The organism is Dyadobacter sp. CY356, from assembly GCF_021440195.1.
In the GTDB taxonomy this organism is placed as follows: Bacteria; Bacteroidota; Bacteroidia; order Cytophagales; family Spirosomataceae; genus Dyadobacter.
The window spans coordinates 110,907-126,097 of record NZ_JAJTSZ010000013.1 but is presented as its reverse complement, the minus strand read 5'-3'; the positions used below and the strand labels follow the sequence as shown (position 1 = coordinate 126,097).

Sequence of the window (15,191 nt, the reverse complement as noted above, 5' to 3'; positions counted from 1 at the left end):
AAAGCTAACAGCCAATCGCTATTAATGAATCCAACAGAAATACAAGCAATAAAAAACCGGTTCGGGATCATAGGGACGTCGCCTGCGTTGAATCATGCCATTAATGTGGCGGTTCAGGTGGCGGCAACTGATCTTACGGTTTTAATAACAGGAGAAAGCGGAAGTGGAAAGGAGTCATTTTCGAAAATTATACATAGTATCAGTGCAAGAAAACACGGTCCGTTTATAGCCATTAACTGTGGAGCGATTCCGGAAGGCACGATTGATTCAGAACTTTTTGGTCATGAAAAAGGTGCTTTTACCGGTGCGCTGGATTCAAGAAAAGGTTATTTTGAAACGACAAACGGTGGAACCATTTTTCTGGATGAAGTGGGAGAAATGCCATTAGGTACGCAATCCAGATTACTACGTGTTCTGGAAAACGGTGAATATATCCGTGTAGGTTCTTCCAAAGTTTTAAAAACCAATGTACGTGTTGTGGCTGCCACAAATGTGAATCTTCTGGAAGCAGTCAATAACGGAAGATTTCGGGAAGATTTATATTATCGTCTGAATACCGTTCCGATTTACGTACCACCTTTGCGCGAACGTGGTGAAGATGTACTTTTACTTTTCAGAAAATTCACCAATGATTTTTCTGAAAGATACCGTACCAAAGCGGTCAGGCTTGATGTTGATGCGCGTGAATTGTTGATGCGATATGAATTTCCTGGAAATATTCGTCAGCTTAAAAACATTGCCGAGCAGATCACAATCCTTGAAACAGATAAGGATTTGCCTATCAACGGAGCGACTTTGAATAATTACCTGAACCCGTTGCAGCCTTCTAGCCGAAAAGCACTTGTTCCGCTCAGACAGGGCGACGATTCTTCGACCTCTTTTTCGGAAAGAGAATTGTTGTATAAGGTTTTATTCGATATGCGCCGCGATATGACGGAGCTTAAAAAGCTGGTTCGTAACGTGTTGGAAAATGAAAAGTATGGTGGTGATATATTGAAAGATCATCAGGAATTGTTCAGCTCAATAAACAATCCTGAACCTGTTGTTTCTACACCAACTTCTGAACCGACAAGATTACTCACGCCCCCGCAGCAACCGAGAGTTGTTGATTTGGACAGATATTCTGACGAACGTGGTGAAATTGAGGATGTTTTGCATGTAGCAGCCGAAGAAGAATCGCTTTCTCTGGAAGACAAGGAGAAAGAAATGATCATTAAAGCACTGCGCAAAAATAATAACAAACGAAAATACGCAGCCAGTGCATTGGGAATTTCCGAACGTACGTTATATCGGAAAATCAAGCAATACGATATTGAAGAATAAGTGTTTGTTATGAAAATTGAAATGTCAAAAATGAATTTTTCAGGTAAAATTTTATTGAATAAATTAAGCACATCCTCTCTTGCGACTAAGAGATTACTGTCGCTGTTTTTTATTTTAAATGTTTCTCTTCTTGTTTCTAGCTGCGGTGTTTATTCTTTTACGGGAACAAGTTTATCTCCTGATATTAAGACATTTACGATCATTAACTTTAATATGGCAACAGCCGGGGGGCCTTCAAACTTACCACAGCAGCTGACTGAACAGGTCAAAGAATATTTCCAGAAAAATACAGATCTTACTTTGCAGCAAAATGGAGGTGACCTGCTCATAGAAGGAACAATTACGGGTTATGATGTATTGGCGGCCGCTCCAACCGCCAATGACCAGGCAGGCCTTAACCGTTTGAATGTGACTGTACAAGTGAGGTTTACGAATGCAAAAGATGAAACCAAAAACTTTGACCAGTCATTTACTTATTTTGCGGATTTCCCACAAGATCAAACACTGAACCAGAATGAGGCGAGGTTGTTACCTACGATAAGGGAGAACCTTGTTCAGCAGATATTCAATAAATCTGCTGCGGACTGGTAAGCGGTTTATCTTTGTTTTAAATTCAGTTATTATTTTTCAAAATTAAAATATTACGGTTAATGGCAATTGTTGATAAGGAAACGTTCAGTCGTCTGGTAAAATATCCTAATGACCTTGACGTGTCGGTAATTCCCGGTCTTGAAGCTACTATCAAGGCTTTTCCGTATTGCCAGATTTCATATTCTTTACTGGCAAAAGCATCAGTTCAAACGGATACAGATCAATTAAATGATAATACGCCACGTGCTGCCGCTTATGCTTTGAGCCGGATTGCACTACAACAGCTTGTTGAAGGAAAGTACAAATCAACGGATCCCGGAATTTCGTCTGAACAGGTTGATGTTTTAACCGAAGAATTACCTGCAACTGTGAGTGAAGATATTCTTGAAGTACTGGAAGCCAAAGAAATAAAGGTTAATCCGGTATCCAGCATTTCTGAGCTACAAAAAAAACAGCAGCAGATCATTGAAGGTTTTATCAAAAATAATCCAAGAATGGGTGCGATAAAACAGGATATGAACGCTGAACCGCTGGCTTTGGACCTTACCGGAAGGGTGGCTCAATCCAATTCTTCTGATTCTTTCGGGGGAGGAATTGAGACAGAAGCATTTGCAAAAATTCTGGTTCGTCAGGGCAAAACGGATAAGGCAATTGACATTTATCAAAAATTGATTTTGAAAAAACCAGAAAAAAAGGATTACTTTGCGAAAAAATTAAGTGAACTATATCATTTGTAAGGACTAGTTGGTTCGTATTCATTGAAAATTCACACATTCATTCATTCAATATTGGTTCAGGCATGTATTTGGGTTTGATTATTCTGGTTGCGATCGTCGCAGTATTATTGATTTTGGTGGTATTGGTTCAAAATTCAAAAGGAGGAGGTCTTTCCAGCGAATTTAGTGGCGCAGGTACTGCACAAATGTTCGGTGTTAAGAAAACCACAGATTTGCTAGAACAAATCACGTGGGGATTGGCAGCGGGCATTATCGTAATTTCACTTGTTTCCTATATCGTTGCAAGCGGAGGCGCTTCTGATGCAGGCGGAATCAATAGTGTGAACATTGAAAAAGCACAAAACACAGTAGTTCCCGGGGCAAAATTGCCAACAGCTCCGGCTCCTGGTGCCGCTGCTCCGGCTTCAACAGCTCCCGCAGAAACTGCACCATCAGCACCTGCAGATACAACAAAATAAAAAAAACGTAGCGTTTTTACGTGCAGCTAATATCGACAGATTGATTTGTCTTTATTAGCTGCATTTTTTTTGTGGTACTATTTTGTCAGAAAAGAGATATGAAAAGGATAACTGTATTTTGCGGATCAAGTTTTGGAATTGATTCCGTTTACAAAGACCAGGCAGCCGACGGCAATCTTTATTATGCTACATTCATTTGCTTCACCATCAGCCGCTGCACAACCGGCAGCAAGGTTTCTTCCAAAGGATAATCGTATTTTGACTGGATCATATAAGTAGCCGGGTTCGGCCAGGCCTGGAATTTTCTTGTCAGGTCAATCTTAATTTGCTCCAATGTCGTTCCAACACTTGTGCGCACAGAATCTACATAAACCGTTTTCAGACTTCTTTCCCGCATCTGATTATAAAGCGCAAGCTCATATCTAAAAATGGTGATCATTCTTTCATAGTTATTCAAAAAGAAAAGATAACCTTCTTCAATACGTAGCGGTACGATCCCAACCGGTGAAATTTTAATATTCTCTCCAACTTCAGAAAAGCGGTCAGAGCCTTCTTCCATTGATTTTGAGAATCTGGGAATGGCAAAATCCAGGATGTAATTCAACTGAGACAGATAAGCATCGTCGTGAAGTGTGTCCTCATACACCAGCTTTGCAACAGATAAATCCATTCCTTTCAACTTTTTGGGAAAAGAGCCCTGAATCGCATTTTTATTTGCCTGCAGGTTCTGGCAGGAATCCAGGTGTATTTTAAGTTCCTGCAAATAAGGATACAGGCGATTGGAATTAAATTCCTTATCAATATGCTGAAGATATGCCATCAGCACATACTTTTTATATTCAAAATCAAAAATACCTTCCGTCAACCAATCGTTATGAAGCTTCGTCATTGTATTTACCTGTTTTGATGCCTGCTAAAATTTAGTCAATTCTGACGATATACCAAACGAAAGTATTTACCTGACATATATATTATTATAAAATTCATATCGAAGCCGGTTTACATACAAAATTGTCATACAGCCCTGTAAAAATGTCAGAGGAAACGGGCTGGCATAGATTGTGCTTTACGGTTGCAAGTCATATCAATACTGACAACATAAAAATAAACGTTTAATATCTATGTCAACTTTAGCAGAAATACAAGTGAACGTACAACCTCTGGCTGATCGTGTTCTTGTAGAACCAGCCCCAGCCGAAGAAAAAACAGCATTTGGTATCATTATTCCTGATACTGCAAAAGAAAAACCACAACGCGGTACAGTAGTAGCAGTTGGACCAGGCAAAAAAGATGAGCCTATGACTGTTAAAGTAGGAGACACCGTATTATACGGAAAATATTCAGGTACTGAATTGGCATACGAAGGAAAAGATATCCTTATTATGCGTGAATCAGATATCTATGCTATTATTGGCTAGTCATCTGACAACCTCGGTAATTAAAATCTTTAAAAATTAAAATCAAAAATTGAAATGGCTAAGAAAATATTTTTTGACATTGAAGCCCGCGATAAAATAAAAAAGGGTGTTGACACATTGGCTGACGCCGTAAAGGTAACTTTGGGACCTCGTGGTCGTAACGTAGTTATTGACAAAAAATTTGGTTCACCAAGCATCACAAAAGATGGTGTATCTGTTGCGAAAGAAATCGATTTGAAAGATCCTTTCGAAAACATGGGTGCACAATTGGTTAAAGAAGTAGCTTCTAAAACTGCTGATTCAGCTGGTGATGGTACTACAACGGCAACAGTTCTGGCTCAGGCTATTTACTCTATCGGAGTGAAAAACGTAGCTGCCGGTGCTAACCCAATGGATTTGAAACGCGGTATCGAAAAAGCTGTTGCAGCCGTTGTTAAAAATCTTGAAACTCAGAAAAAAGATATTTCTACTTCAAAAGAAATCGCTCAGGTTGCTACAATTTCAGCTAACCATGATGAAGAAATCGGTAATATGATTGCCGAAGCCATGGAAAAAGTAGGTAAAGAAGGTGTTATCACTGTTGAAGAAGCGCGTGGTACTGAAACAGAAGTTAAAACTGTTGAAGGTATGCAGTTTGACCGTGGATACCTTTCTCCATATTTCGTTACAAACACTGAGAAAATGGAAGCTGATCTTGAGCGTCCATTCATTCTTATCTCTGAGAAGAAAGTTTCTTCTATGAAAGAACTTCTTCCGGTACTTGAAGCAGTTGCTCAAACAGGTCGTCCTTTGCTTATTTTGGCAGAAGATGTTGACGGAGAAGCGTTGGCTACATTGGTAGTGAACAAAATCCGTGGCGCTTTGAAAGTTGCTGCTGTTAAAGCTCCTGGTTTTGGTGACCGTCGTAAAGCTATGCTTGAAGACATCGCCATCATCACTGGCGGTACTGTAATTTCGGAAGAACGCGGTTTCAAATTGGAAAGCGTTACTTTGGATTACCTTGGTACTTGCGAAAAAGCGATTATCGACAAAGACAACACTACTTTGGTTAATGGTTCAGGTAACTCTGAAGACATCCAGAGCCGTGTTAACCAGATCAAAGCGCAGATCGAAAACACAACTTCTGATTACGATCGTGAAAAACTTCAGGAACGTCTTGCTAAATTGTCAGGTGGTGTTGCCATCTTGTACATTGGTGCAGTGACAGAAGTTGAAATGAAAGAGAAAAAAGACCGTGTTGACGATGCATTGCATGCAACCCGTGCTGCTGTTGAAGAAGGTATTGTAGCAGGTGGTGGTGTTGCTTACATCCGTGCAACTTCTGCCCTTGAAGGACTTGTTGGAAACAACGACGACGAAAATACAGGTATCAACATCATCCGTGTAGCGCTTGAAGCTCCATTGAGAACAATCGTTTCTAACTCTGGTCAGGAACCATCTGTTGTTGTTGCAAAAGTAAAAGAAGGAACAGGTGCTTATGGTTACAATGCTAAAGACAATGTTTATACAGACTTGTTAGAAGCTGGTATCATCGATCCTAAGAAAGTTTCACGTCTTGCTTTGGAAAATGCAGCGTCTATCGCAGGTTTGTTGTTAACAACAGAATGTGTAATTGCTGACGATCCGGAAGAAAGTGCGGCACCAATGGGTGGCGGACACGGCGGTGGAATGGGTGGAATGATGTAATCATCCCTCAGTCATATAGATCAGGCAAAAAAATAGCCGTCCGGAAACTCCGGACGGCTATTTGCTTTACTCAACGTTATGAAAATCTCCAACCCTAAGGAAATTTAAATATTAGACGGGTTGATAATAATTTGGTCACACTACCTCTGAAATTATTTTTAAAAATATTTTTTCGATAACACATTGATAAAAAAAATGGCCGTCCGGAAAATCCGAACGGCTATTTACTTTACTCAACGTTATGAAAAACTTCCCCATTATGACGGGGTCATATCAGGGAAGTCACAGTTAAAACAAAAAAAAATAACAATTTGTTTACGTAACTGTATTTTACAATATCATTTTCCCATCCTGCATCACGATACGCCTGTCTGCCATTTCCGCTAAATCCTCATTATGAGTGACTATGATGAATGTATGACCAAGCTCGTCTCTCAGTTTAAAAAACAACTGATGAAGATCCAAAGCATTTTGCGAGTCAAGATTTCCGCTTGGTTCGTCAGCTAAAACAATGGCAGGTTTATTTAATAAGGCACGTGCAACGGCAACTCTTTGCTGTTCTCCACCAGAAAGCTGTGATGGCAAATGATTGATCCTGTCAGATAAACCCAATAATCCCAGCAACTCCTCTCCTCTTCTTTTTATTTCCTTTTCACTAAGCCCGGCATTGATATATCCTGGCATACAGGCATTTTCCAAAGCAGTAAATTCAGCAAGCAGATTGTGGAACTGAAAGATGAATCCAATCTTTTCATTCCGGAATTTTGCAAGATCCTTATCTCCCAGGGAAGAGACATTGGTATCACCAATAAACACCTGTCCTTCGTCAGGCCTGTCGAGCGTTCCCAGTATGTGCAGCAAAGTACTCTTCCCGGCTCCCGATGCACCAACAATGGCAACAACTTCGCCACTATTGACCTCAATATCTATTCCTTTCAGAACCTGCAAGGCGCCATACGTGCGCTTTATTCCTTTTGCGCGAAGTAAATTCATATTATGAAAAGATAATTAGGTAAAAAGCTACCCCCGTTTTGATTAATTCCTTAATTTGCCGTGAAAATACCAATTTACTTTTATACTCATGAATATTCACGAATATCAAGGCAAAAGTGTCCTTAAAAAATACGGCGTACGTATTCAGGAAGGACTTGTTGCCGACACCCCTGACAAGGCGGTGGAAGTCGCCCGTGAGATTAGCCAGCAGACAGGTACCAAATGGTATGTGGTTAAATCACAGATTCACGCGGGTGGGCGTGGTAAAGGCAGAATTGTTGGCAGCGAACAACGTGGTGTTGCTTTGGCAAAATCTGTTGAAGATGTCCGTACAATCGCAAATAACATTCTGGGAAAAGTACTTGTTACACACCAGACTGGCGTTGAAGGCAAGCGAGTGAACAAGGTTTTGATTGCTGAGGATGTATATTATCCTGGTATCAGTGAACCCAAAGAGTACTATCTGTCTATTCTGCTTGACAGAGGCAGAAACTGTAACGTCATCATGGCAAGTACAGAAGGTGGTATGGATATTGAGGAGGTTGCTGAGCATTCTCCTGAAAAAATCATGAAAGAATGGATTGATCCAAAAGTTGGATTACAACCTTTCCAGGCGCGTAAAGTTGCTTTTGCCCTTGGTCTGGAAGGCGACGCTTTCAAAGAAATGGTGAAATTTATCGGTTCTCTTTACAAAGCATATATTGAGAGCGATGCCGCGATGTTTGAAATCAACCCGGTTTTAAAAACATCAGATAATAAAATTCTTGCAGTTGATGCAAAAGTGGATCTGGATGACAACGCTTTGTACCGTCATCCTGAACTTGCAGAAATGCGTGATACCAATGAAGAAGATCCTTTGGAAGTAGAAGCAGGTGCTAACAACCTGAACTATGTAAAACTGGATGGAAACGTAGGTTGCATGGTAAATGGTGCTGGTCTTGCGATGGCTACTATGGACCTTATCAAGCTTTCAGGCGGCGAGCCGGCTAACTTCCTTGATGTTGGAGGTGGAGCGAACGCACGTACCGTAGAAGCAGGTTTCCGTATCATTCTGAAAGATCCAAATGTTAAGGCTATCCTAATCAATATCTTTGGTGGTATCGTTCGTTGCGACCGTGTTGCGGCAGGTGTTGTTGAGGCTTACAAAGCAATCGGCGAAATTCCTGTTCCAATCATTGTTCGTCTGCAAGGAACAAATGCTGAAGAAGGAGCGCGTATCATTAACGAATCAGGTTTGAAAGTTCAGTCGGCGATTGAATTTAAAGAAGCTGCTGCGAAAGTTTCTGAAACACTTGCTCGTTTGGGTGTATAGTTCTTTTGAAAATATTTGAGAAAAAGGGCGATCGTGAGGTCGTCCTTTTTTGTTAATTTACACAATAAAATTCTCCAGGTAATTACATAGTTTTTAATATGGAACAAGGAGGCTTTGATCAGAAAAAAGTTATTGATCATTGGATCGAATCTTCGGATGAAGATTTTCTGACTATGTTAGCTATGTTTGAAAGTAAACGATATAGCTGGAGTCTGTTTGTTGGACACCTGATGATAGAAAAATTATTAAAAGCTTATTTTGTCAAGGTACATAATGAATTTCCACCGTTAATACATAACTTACTTAGGTTATCCGAAAAGTGTAATATGGAATTGAGTGGGAGTCAAAAATTATTCTTGATTTCCGTTACTGCTTTCAATATAAACGGCAGGTATGACGATTACAAAATGAGTTTTCAAAAAACCTGTACACCGGAATTTACAAGTATTTGGATTGAACAGTTGAAAATGCACAGACAATGGATAAAAAGCTTATTAACACCATAGAGAAATATATCTCTTCTGTATCCGAAAACCAGCCAGGGTTTTTAAAAGCATTTTTATTTGGGTCCTATGCCAAAAATAATTATGAAACAGAAAGTGATATTGACATAGCTTTGGTCATTGATAATTTAAATGACCTCGAAAAATTCAATGTTCAGGTAAATCTTATGTTGCTTGCAGCGCAAATAGATACACGCATTGAGCCTCATCCAATTTCAATGCAGGATTTTATGTCCGAAAACAATCCCTTTGGTACTGAAATCAGAAAAACCGGAATCGAATTTCATTTGAGTTAATCAACATTAAATTCCTGCTTCAAACCAATATCAAATACAAAACCAAAGTTATCAAAAAACTGACAACACCCTGCAATCCCGTCAAAATGGTATGCGTCCGGTATGTATCCCTGGCGGAAATTCCTGTAAACTGAGAAACCACCCAAAACCAGGCGTCGTTGGTATGCGAAACGATCATGGCCCCACTCCCGGTCGCCATCACCAGTAAGGTAATTTGTAACGGTGTCACAAATCCAAGCGTTCCCAACAATGGTGCAATAATACTCGTTGTCAAAACCATCGCAGAAGTAGTAGAACCTTGTGCAGTTTTAAAAAAGGCTGCGATGAAAAAGGTAATTATCAACAGAAAAACTCCTGACATTTCATTTCTTGTCAGCCATTCACTCACCATTTCTTTCAATGGCGTTTCTTTTAAAACGGCTCCAAAAGCACCGCCTGCTCCAACTAACACGAGTGTCGTTCCGCAATGTTCGATGCCACTTTTAAAACAGGAAATCATTTTCTCTGATGCTTTTTCCGGGAAAAGAGAATAGCTGAAAAATATGGCAAGTAAAAATGAAACCAACGGACTGCCAAAAAAGCTTGTCCAGCGCATAACACTTTCCGGGAATTGTAAAATCCTGGCAAAAGAAGCGAGGGTAATTAGTAGTATTGGAAGTAAAATCGGCATGAAGGCTTTCCAGGCCACAGGTAATTTCCTGTCTTCAATTTCAATTGTCGTTGGATTGATGTCTTCAATAATTTTCACATCTTTTGCATACTTCGCAGCAAACCATGTTGATAGAAAAAGACTTGGAATCGAGACGATCAAACCGATCAGAATAACCAAACCGACAGAATCAGCAATACCCAGATTCCCGGCTGCTGAAAGGGGGCCCGGCGTTGGCGGGACCAGGGTATGCGTTGCAAAAAGTCCGCCTGAAAGTGATAGTGAAATCACCGCCAGTGGTTTGTTAGTTCTTTTGGCAACGATCTGGTTTAATTTATGTAAAATAATATAGCCCGAATCACAAAAAACCGGAATTCCGACAATGGCACCAATCATTGACATCGCAAATGCCGGCCGTTTTTCACCAAACAATTTCAAGATTACATCAGCTACCTTTATCGCTGCGCCGGACTGATCCAGAATTGCCCCGATCACACAACCCAGGATAACCATCAAACCAATTTTTGACATCAGTTCTCCAAAACCTTTCCCTATTGTTTCGGCCAGTTTGTCAATTGGTAAGCCTGCAAAAATCCCCACCCCCAAAGCTGCCAGCAGTAGTCCTGCTAATGGGTGCATTTTTAAAACTGTCGAACTTAAAACTATAAAAACTATGGCAAGTAAAACGATAACAATGATCATACTCTCAACTCGGCAGATTCCGGAATTTCTTGTTGAATTAATTACAATTGTTTCAAAACAGCTTCATCACCCATGATTGCATTTGCCGGCCGTGGATGCGCTGCATTAAAAACTTCCAGATCTTTCTGATCCAATACTTTTGACGGAATTTCATCAATATTCCCCTGTGCGTCGGAAACTGCTTTTATATCCAGCTTCAAATGTTTTGCCATAAAGATATACATCGCTTTCCGCTTACTTGGCCCGTAATCATGCTTTTCATCTGCCAAATGGACATTTTCAACTTCGTTCTTTTTCCCGTAAAGAGAGTAAATATTCTGAATAAAGGGGAACTCCACTTCCGGTGTATTTTTTGTCCAGTCGCCGCCATCAGAAGTTAACAACATGGGTCTTGGTGCGGTTAACGCTGCTATTTCTACATTATTTGTTTGAAAATCTCCATGTTTATGAATTGGCATACCACTTTCACACACGCAGCCACCGAAAAAATGTGCTGAAACCATTACCGTAGGTGCAGAAACCTTTACACGCGAATCCAATGCCGCCAGCAAAAAAGTCTGAGTACCCCCACCCGATTCGCCGGTAACCCCAATACGTTCAGGATCGACGCCTGGTTGAGATATCAGAAAATCCAGCGCACGAATGTTGTCGATCGTATTTAGTTTTAGTGCTTTGGAAAACTTATGTTCTGTCTGTTTGGCATCTCCCTGCCCGACCATATCAAGCACAAAAACGACAGCACCCATACGTGCCAGCGTTGCACATCTTTTCTGGGTCTGCTCGCGGAAACGACCATGCGGATTTTCTCCATGACCATGCGGACAAAGTATTCCGGCATAAGATTTTTGCTTTTTTATGGGTCGATATAAATTCCCCGTCACATAAATACCGGGAAGACTTTCAAACGCAACATTTTCGATGGTGTAACCGTCCATCGTCCGTTTGCTGTGAATAATCGGGGTAGACTTTGGTTTTGCAGGAATAGTTTCCAATTCCATTCCCACCTGAATTTGTGCCTTTATTTTTTGAGCTCTTGTCTCCCACGCCAACCTGGAAGCAGGCACATGGCTATCCAAAAATGCTTTCCCCTCTGCCTCAGTGAAGTAGGCACCCTGGCAAAGTTCTGCTTTTTGGGCAAAAGAGTTTATCGACAAAGTAATTGCCGTGCTGAACAGGACAGTTGTTAAGATTTTCATTTTCAGGAATTACCGGTTTTGTAATTACCTGAAAAGACAAACAACTGGTTTGGACTACTTATTAATAGTCAGAAATGAATTCAAGCTTTCGGCAATCGGCTGTCGGTTGTCAGATTGTTTGATGAAGAACATTTAGAAAAAAACAAACGCCGTGGAAAGTTTTTTCTACAACTAAAAACCGAATGCTGATTACCGAAAGCTATCACGGAATTGCAATCCGTACAAAGCCTTTCAGGATTTCAGCATTGAGCTCTTTCACTTCGCCTTTATATTCCCCATCAACCTGAAAATAAACTTCCCGGTCAACACATTCAATTTTTGCCTTTTCGACGGAAAGAAATTCCATGACCTCAGGATTGAATTCGGTGTTGCCTGTCAGGAATTTAGCAGTTTCGATGAAGTCAATTTTCTTGGCGATCACCAGTTCAAACTTTCCATCCGACATATCTCCGAAAGGGTTGATACTAATTCCGGTACCATATTTTTTTGCATTGGCAATAATTACCACCAGCGCTTCCGTTTCTAAAACGCCCTGATCTGTTGTAATTCTTACCTGAAAGTTCTCATGCTCATTCAGCGTTTTGAACATTTCCAGTGCATATCCCAGTTTCCCACGGACATCCCCGTTTTCATAATTTTTTACCAAAAGTGCGTTCAAACCAATGTCACTCAGGTGAAGGCTGATATCTTCATTGATTTTTACAGCATCAATTTGAACAGAGTTGTCGCCAAAAGCCACTTCAATTGATTCCTCAATGGATACCGGAAGTCCAAAATCCGCAGACAAGCCATTGGCTGAGCCCGCAGGGATGATACCGAAAATCACATCCTGCCCCTGCAAAGCTTCGGCTACCATCGATATTGTCCCGTCACCACCGGCTACTAATACACGACTGGGGCACAGGTTTTTTACCAATTCCCGTATCTGAGCCAGATCATCATCTCCGGTTGTTGAAAAAACGCTCAAAACATAACCATCCTCTTCCGCCCTGGCGGTAACTTTTGAAAGAATTTCCTGTTTATCCTTATCTCCTGATATTGGGTTTACAACCAACAAAACTTTTTGTTCTGACAACATATTCTCTAATTTAGGCACTTCAAGTGAATAAGGATCTTGTAATAATATGAAACGATGCGACTTAAAATTATACAGAGGTTACGCAAATAAAAAAGAAATAGTTGTTTTCGGCCATATCGTTGAAAAATATCCCGAAGGTGATAAAAAATACACCCGGACCGGTTTCAGATATGCCCGAACCATTATTCAGTTGTTTTCAATAAAAACTATACCAAATTTACGGGTAGTCCTGCGGGTGGGATCAGTGGTGGCAGAAACGGTGGCAGAAGAAGATGGATATTTTCGTTTTCAGATACCTTTTCATGAACCTATGGAAGGCGGATGGCATCCCTATGAGGTAAGCGTAGACGAGGAAATTGGCAAACATAAGTATAAGGCAACCAGGCAGGAAGAATTTTTCATACCTTACGAAAGTTCATATGGAATCATTTCTGATATTGATGATACTTTTCTGATCTCTCATAGCAGGCGATCGTTCAAAAAATTATTTGTGCTGCTGGCAAAAAACGTTCAGGCCAGAAAACCTTTTGATGATGTGGTGAAACATTACCAGCTTTTGTCTCTGGCAAGCCGTACACATCCGCAGCAGCAAAATAATATTTTCTTCTACGTATCCAGCAGTGAATGGAATCTTTATGATATGATCGTTCGCTTTGCAGAACTGAACGGATTACCAAAGGCAATACTTAAACTTAAAAAAATCAAATCGGGTCTGGATGATTTTATTATGACCGGCGCGGGCTCACATGGGCACAAATTTCGTAAAATTCAGAATATTGTCGAATTTTACCCTGAATTACAATTCATTTTGCTTGGCGACGATTCTCAAAAGGATCCTGAAATTTACGCAGAAATCTGCGCTATGTATGCACCCAATATCCGGAGTGTTTACATACGGCAGACACGTAAAAGAAGTAAATCAGAGGTAACAGCGCTTTTAAAGGGAATACAGGAAATGAATATTGACACCTGCTATTTTTCTCACAGCAATAAGGCTATTATTCATTCCATCGAAACCGGAATTGTATTCAGACAGCCTACGGAAAATTAATAAATTCAAATAAATGGACATCTCTTATATTCTGAATGAACTTGGTGAAGACCGCAGCCAATATTTTAATGCAGTGGCCCCACCGATCGTTCAGACTAGTAATTTTGCATTTGATACTTTTGAAGAGTTAAGAAATGCTTTTGCCAACGAAGATTCAAACTTTCTTTATTCCCGCGGAAATAATCCTACCGTAGATATTCTTAGTAAAAAACTGGCCGCACTGGATGGCGCAGAGGATTCTCTGGTATTCAACAGCGGTGCATCAGCAATATATTGTTCTGTAATGGCCAATGTCAAGTCTGGTGACCATATTATTTCTGTTCAGAAACCATATAGCTGGGCTACACGTTTATTTGACAATATTCTGCCGCGTTTTGGTGTGCAAACCACATACATCGATGGTACTAAAATTGAAAATTTCGAAGCTGCCATCAGACCGGAAACAACCGTTATTTATCTGGAAACGCCCAATACGCTGACTTTCGAATTGCAGGATTTGAGAGCCGTTTCAGCACTTGCTAAAAGTCGCGGGATTGTTACCATTGTTGACAACAGTTATTGCACGCCCATATATCAGAAACCTCATGAACTGGGAATTGACCTAAGTCTGCAATCCGGCACAAAATACCTGTGCGGACATAGCGATGTGCTGGCAGGTGTGCTAACCGGTTCAAGAGAAATGCTTAAAAGAATTTTTAACGAACAATTGTTAAATACAGGATCAGGAATTTCTCCTTTTAACGCCTGGCTTTTTTTAAGGGGAATGAGAACGCTGCCGATGCGGCTCGAACATATTTCAAAGTCGACACGCAAGGTAATCAGCTATCTGAAAACGCATCCAAAAATCGAAAAAGTGATTTTTCCCTTTGACGAAGACTTCCCTCAACTGGAACTTGCGCACAGACAAATGTCGGGAGCCTGCGGACTTTTTACAATTTTGCTGAAAGTTGATACCCTGGATCAGATCGAGTTATTTACTTATTCGTTGAAACATTTTCTGGTGGCCGTATCCTGGGGCGGGCATGAGTCGCTCATTATGCCGCAGGCCGCTGCGCTGACGCCCGAGCTTTTCGATTCAAATAATGAGCAGCACCGCTTAGTACGGATTTATATCGGTTTTGAAGATCCTGATTATCTTATCAAAGACTTTGAACAGGCGCTGGAAGTTTTAATTTAATGATTAATTATAAATGTCACC

Annotated in this window: 16 protein-coding genes; 11 read left to right on the top strand and 5 right to left on the bottom strand. The window is 40.6% G+C overall.

Annotation, left to right across the window (positions count from 1 at the left end; all coding sequences use genetic code 11):
- Positions 1-24: 24 nt before the first annotated feature.
- From LXL81_RS28355 to secG, 4 genes are all read left to right on the top strand, one after another.
- Positions 25-1,323 carry a sigma-54 dependent transcriptional regulator gene (locus tag LXL81_RS28355; RefSeq protein WP_234651388.1) on the top strand — a complete coding sequence of 433 codons (1,299 nt, stop codon included), beginning with the start codon at positions 25-27 and terminating at the stop codon, positions 1,321-1,323.
- 9 nt (positions 1,324-1,332) lie between these two features.
- Entirely contained in the window at positions 1,333-1,914 is a 582-nt protein-coding gene (gene lptE, locus LXL81_RS28350) for an LPS assembly lipoprotein LptE (RefSeq protein WP_234651386.1), read from the top strand.
- Positions 1,915-1,973: 59 nt separating this feature from the next.
- Positions 1,974-2,651, top strand: coding sequence for a hypothetical protein (locus LXL81_RS28345; protein WP_234651384.1), 678 nt, complete (start codon positions 1,974-1,976; stop codon positions 2,649-2,651).
- A 62-nt stretch (positions 2,652-2,713) separates the two neighbouring features.
- Complete coding sequence (gene secG / locus LXL81_RS28340) at positions 2,714-3,109, top strand: preprotein translocase subunit SecG (protein ID WP_234651382.1); 396 nt, start codon at positions 2,714-2,716, stop codon at positions 3,107-3,109.
- Positions 3,110-3,290: 181 nt separating this feature from the next.
- On the opposite strand, the gene LXL81_RS28335 is transcribed toward secG, so the two are convergent.
- Positions 3,291-3,998: a hypothetical protein gene (locus tag LXL81_RS28335; protein ID WP_234651379.1), complete on the bottom strand. Its 708-nt coding sequence runs from the start codon at positions 3,996-3,998 to the stop codon at positions 3,291-3,293.
- A gap of 232 nt (positions 3,999-4,230) precedes the next feature.
- Here LXL81_RS28335 and groES point away from each other — a divergent pair, with 232 nt between their 5' ends.
- A complete protein-coding gene (gene groES, locus LXL81_RS28330; RefSeq protein ID WP_090333639.1) occupies positions 4,231-4,527 on the top strand; it encodes a co-chaperone GroES in 297 nt (98 codons plus the stop codon).
- 54 nt (positions 4,528-4,581) lie between these two features.
- On the top strand, positions 4,582-6,213 hold the full coding sequence (gene groL, locus LXL81_RS28325; RefSeq protein WP_234651377.1) for a chaperonin GroEL: 1,632 nt from the start codon (positions 4,582-4,584) through the stop codon (positions 6,211-6,213).
- Positions 6,214-6,543: 330 nt separating this feature from the next.
- Here the strand turns inward: groL and LXL81_RS28320 are convergent, their stop codons facing one another.
- Entirely contained in the window at positions 6,544-7,206 is a 663-nt protein-coding gene (locus LXL81_RS28320) for an ABC transporter ATP-binding protein (RefSeq protein ID WP_234651374.1), read from the bottom strand.
- Positions 7,207-7,294: 88 nt separating this feature from the next.
- Here LXL81_RS28320 and sucC point away from each other — a divergent pair, with 88 nt between their 5' ends.
- The 3 genes from sucC (at position 7,295) to LXL81_RS28305 (ending at position 9,317) form a co-directional block, all read left to right on the top strand.
- The gene (sucC, locus tag LXL81_RS28315; RefSeq protein ID WP_234651372.1) at positions 7,295-8,518 is read left to right on the top strand and encodes an ADP-forming succinate--CoA ligase subunit beta; all 1,224 of its coding nucleotides are present in this window, start codon (positions 7,295-7,297) and stop codon (positions 8,516-8,518) included.
- A 98-nt stretch (positions 8,519-8,616) separates the two neighbouring features.
- Positions 8,617-9,024, top strand: coding sequence for a HEPN domain-containing protein (locus LXL81_RS28310; protein WP_234651369.1), 408 nt, complete (start codon positions 8,617-8,619; stop codon positions 9,022-9,024).
- Positions 8,997-9,317: a nucleotidyltransferase domain-containing protein gene (locus tag LXL81_RS28305; protein WP_234651368.1), complete on the top strand. Its 321-nt coding sequence runs from the start codon at positions 8,997-8,999 to the stop codon at positions 9,315-9,317. Before LXL81_RS28310 ends, LXL81_RS28305 begins: the two co-directional genes overlap by 28 nt.
- 19 nt (positions 9,318-9,336) lie before the next feature.
- Here LXL81_RS28305 and LXL81_RS28300 read toward each other — a convergent pair whose 3' ends face one another.
- The 3 genes from LXL81_RS28300 to LXL81_RS28290 all read right to left on the bottom strand — a co-directional run bounded on the left by LXL81_RS28300 (position 9,337) and on the right by LXL81_RS28290 (position 12,942).
- Positions 9,337-10,668, bottom strand: coding sequence for a GntP family permease (locus tag LXL81_RS28300; protein WP_234651366.1), 1,332 nt, complete (start codon positions 10,666-10,668; stop codon positions 9,337-9,339).
- A 41-nt stretch (positions 10,669-10,709) separates the two neighbouring features.
- Positions 10,710-11,864: a S9 family peptidase gene (locus LXL81_RS28295; RefSeq protein ID WP_234651363.1), complete on the bottom strand. Its 1,155-nt coding sequence runs from the start codon at positions 11,862-11,864 to the stop codon at positions 10,710-10,712.
- A gap of 202 nt (positions 11,865-12,066) precedes the next feature.
- The gene (locus LXL81_RS28290) at positions 12,067-12,942 is read right to left on the bottom strand and encodes a diacylglycerol kinase family protein (protein WP_234651361.1); all 876 of its coding nucleotides are present in this window, start codon (positions 12,940-12,942) and stop codon (positions 12,067-12,069) included.
- 46 nt (positions 12,943-12,988) lie between these two features.
- On the opposite strand from LXL81_RS28290, the gene LXL81_RS28285 reads away from it, so the two are divergent.
- Positions 12,989-13,993, top strand: a complete 1,005-nt coding sequence (locus LXL81_RS28285; protein WP_234651360.1) for an App1 family protein — start codon at positions 12,989-12,991, stop codon at positions 13,991-13,993.
- Between the two features lie 13 nt (positions 13,994-14,006).
- Positions 14,007-15,170, top strand: a complete 1,164-nt coding sequence (locus tag LXL81_RS28280; RefSeq protein WP_234651357.1) for a PLP-dependent aspartate aminotransferase family protein — start codon at positions 14,007-14,009, stop codon at positions 15,168-15,170.
- The last annotated feature ends 21 nt before the right edge of the window (positions 15,171-15,191 follow it).

Excerpts from the sequence above, each read along its gene's own strand:
- LXL81_RS28280 (WP_234651357.1), top strand. The coding sequence starts at position 14,007 with ATGGACATCTCTTATATTCTGAATGAACTTGGTGAAGACCGCAGCCAA.
- LXL81_RS28310 (WP_234651369.1), top strand. The coding sequence starts at position 8,617 with ATGGAACAAGGAGGCTTTGATCAGAAAAAAGTTATTGATCATTGGATC.
- LXL81_RS28345 (WP_234651384.1), top strand. The coding sequence starts at position 1,974 with ATGGCAATTGTTGATAAGGAAACGTTCAGTCGTCTGGTAAAATATCCT.
- LXL81_RS28295 (WP_234651363.1), bottom strand. The coding sequence starts at position 11,864 with ATGAAAATCTTAACAACTGTCCTGTTCAGCACGGCAATTACTTTGTCG.
- LXL81_RS28285 (WP_234651360.1), top strand. The coding sequence starts at position 12,989 with ATGAAACGATGCGACTTAAAATTATACAGAGGTTACGCAAATAAAAAA.
- LXL81_RS28290 (WP_234651361.1), bottom strand. The coding sequence starts at position 12,942 with ATGTTGTCAGAACAAAAAGTTTTGTTGGTTGTAAACCCAATATCAGGA.
- secG (WP_234651382.1), top strand. The coding sequence starts at position 2,714 with ATGTATTTGGGTTTGATTATTCTGGTTGCGATCGTCGCAGTATTATTG.
- LXL81_RS28355 (WP_234651388.1), top strand. The coding sequence starts at position 25 with ATGAATCCAACAGAAATACAAGCAATAAAAAACCGGTTCGGGATCATA.
- groL (WP_234651377.1), top strand. The coding sequence starts at position 4,582 with ATGGCTAAGAAAATATTTTTTGACATTGAAGCCCGCGATAAAATAAAA.
- LXL81_RS28335 (WP_234651379.1), bottom strand. The coding sequence starts at position 3,998 with ATGACGAAGCTTCATAACGATTGGTTGACGGAAGGTATTTTTGATTTT.
- groES (WP_090333639.1), top strand. The coding sequence starts at position 4,231 with ATGTCAACTTTAGCAGAAATACAAGTGAACGTACAACCTCTGGCTGAT.
- sucC (WP_234651372.1), top strand. The coding sequence starts at position 7,295 with ATGAATATTCACGAATATCAAGGCAAAAGTGTCCTTAAAAAATACGGC.
- LXL81_RS28305 (WP_234651368.1), top strand. The coding sequence starts at position 8,997 with ATGGATAAAAAGCTTATTAACACCATAGAGAAATATATCTCTTCTGTA.
- LXL81_RS28300 (WP_234651366.1), bottom strand. The coding sequence starts at position 10,668 with ATGATCATTGTTATCGTTTTACTTGCCATAGTTTTTATAGTTTTAAGT.
- LXL81_RS28320 (WP_234651374.1), bottom strand. The coding sequence starts at position 7,206 with ATGAATTTACTTCGCGCAAAAGGAATAAAGCGCACGTATGGCGCCTTG.
- lptE (WP_234651386.1), top strand. The coding sequence starts at position 1,333 with ATGAAAATTGAAATGTCAAAAATGAATTTTTCAGGTAAAATTTTATTG.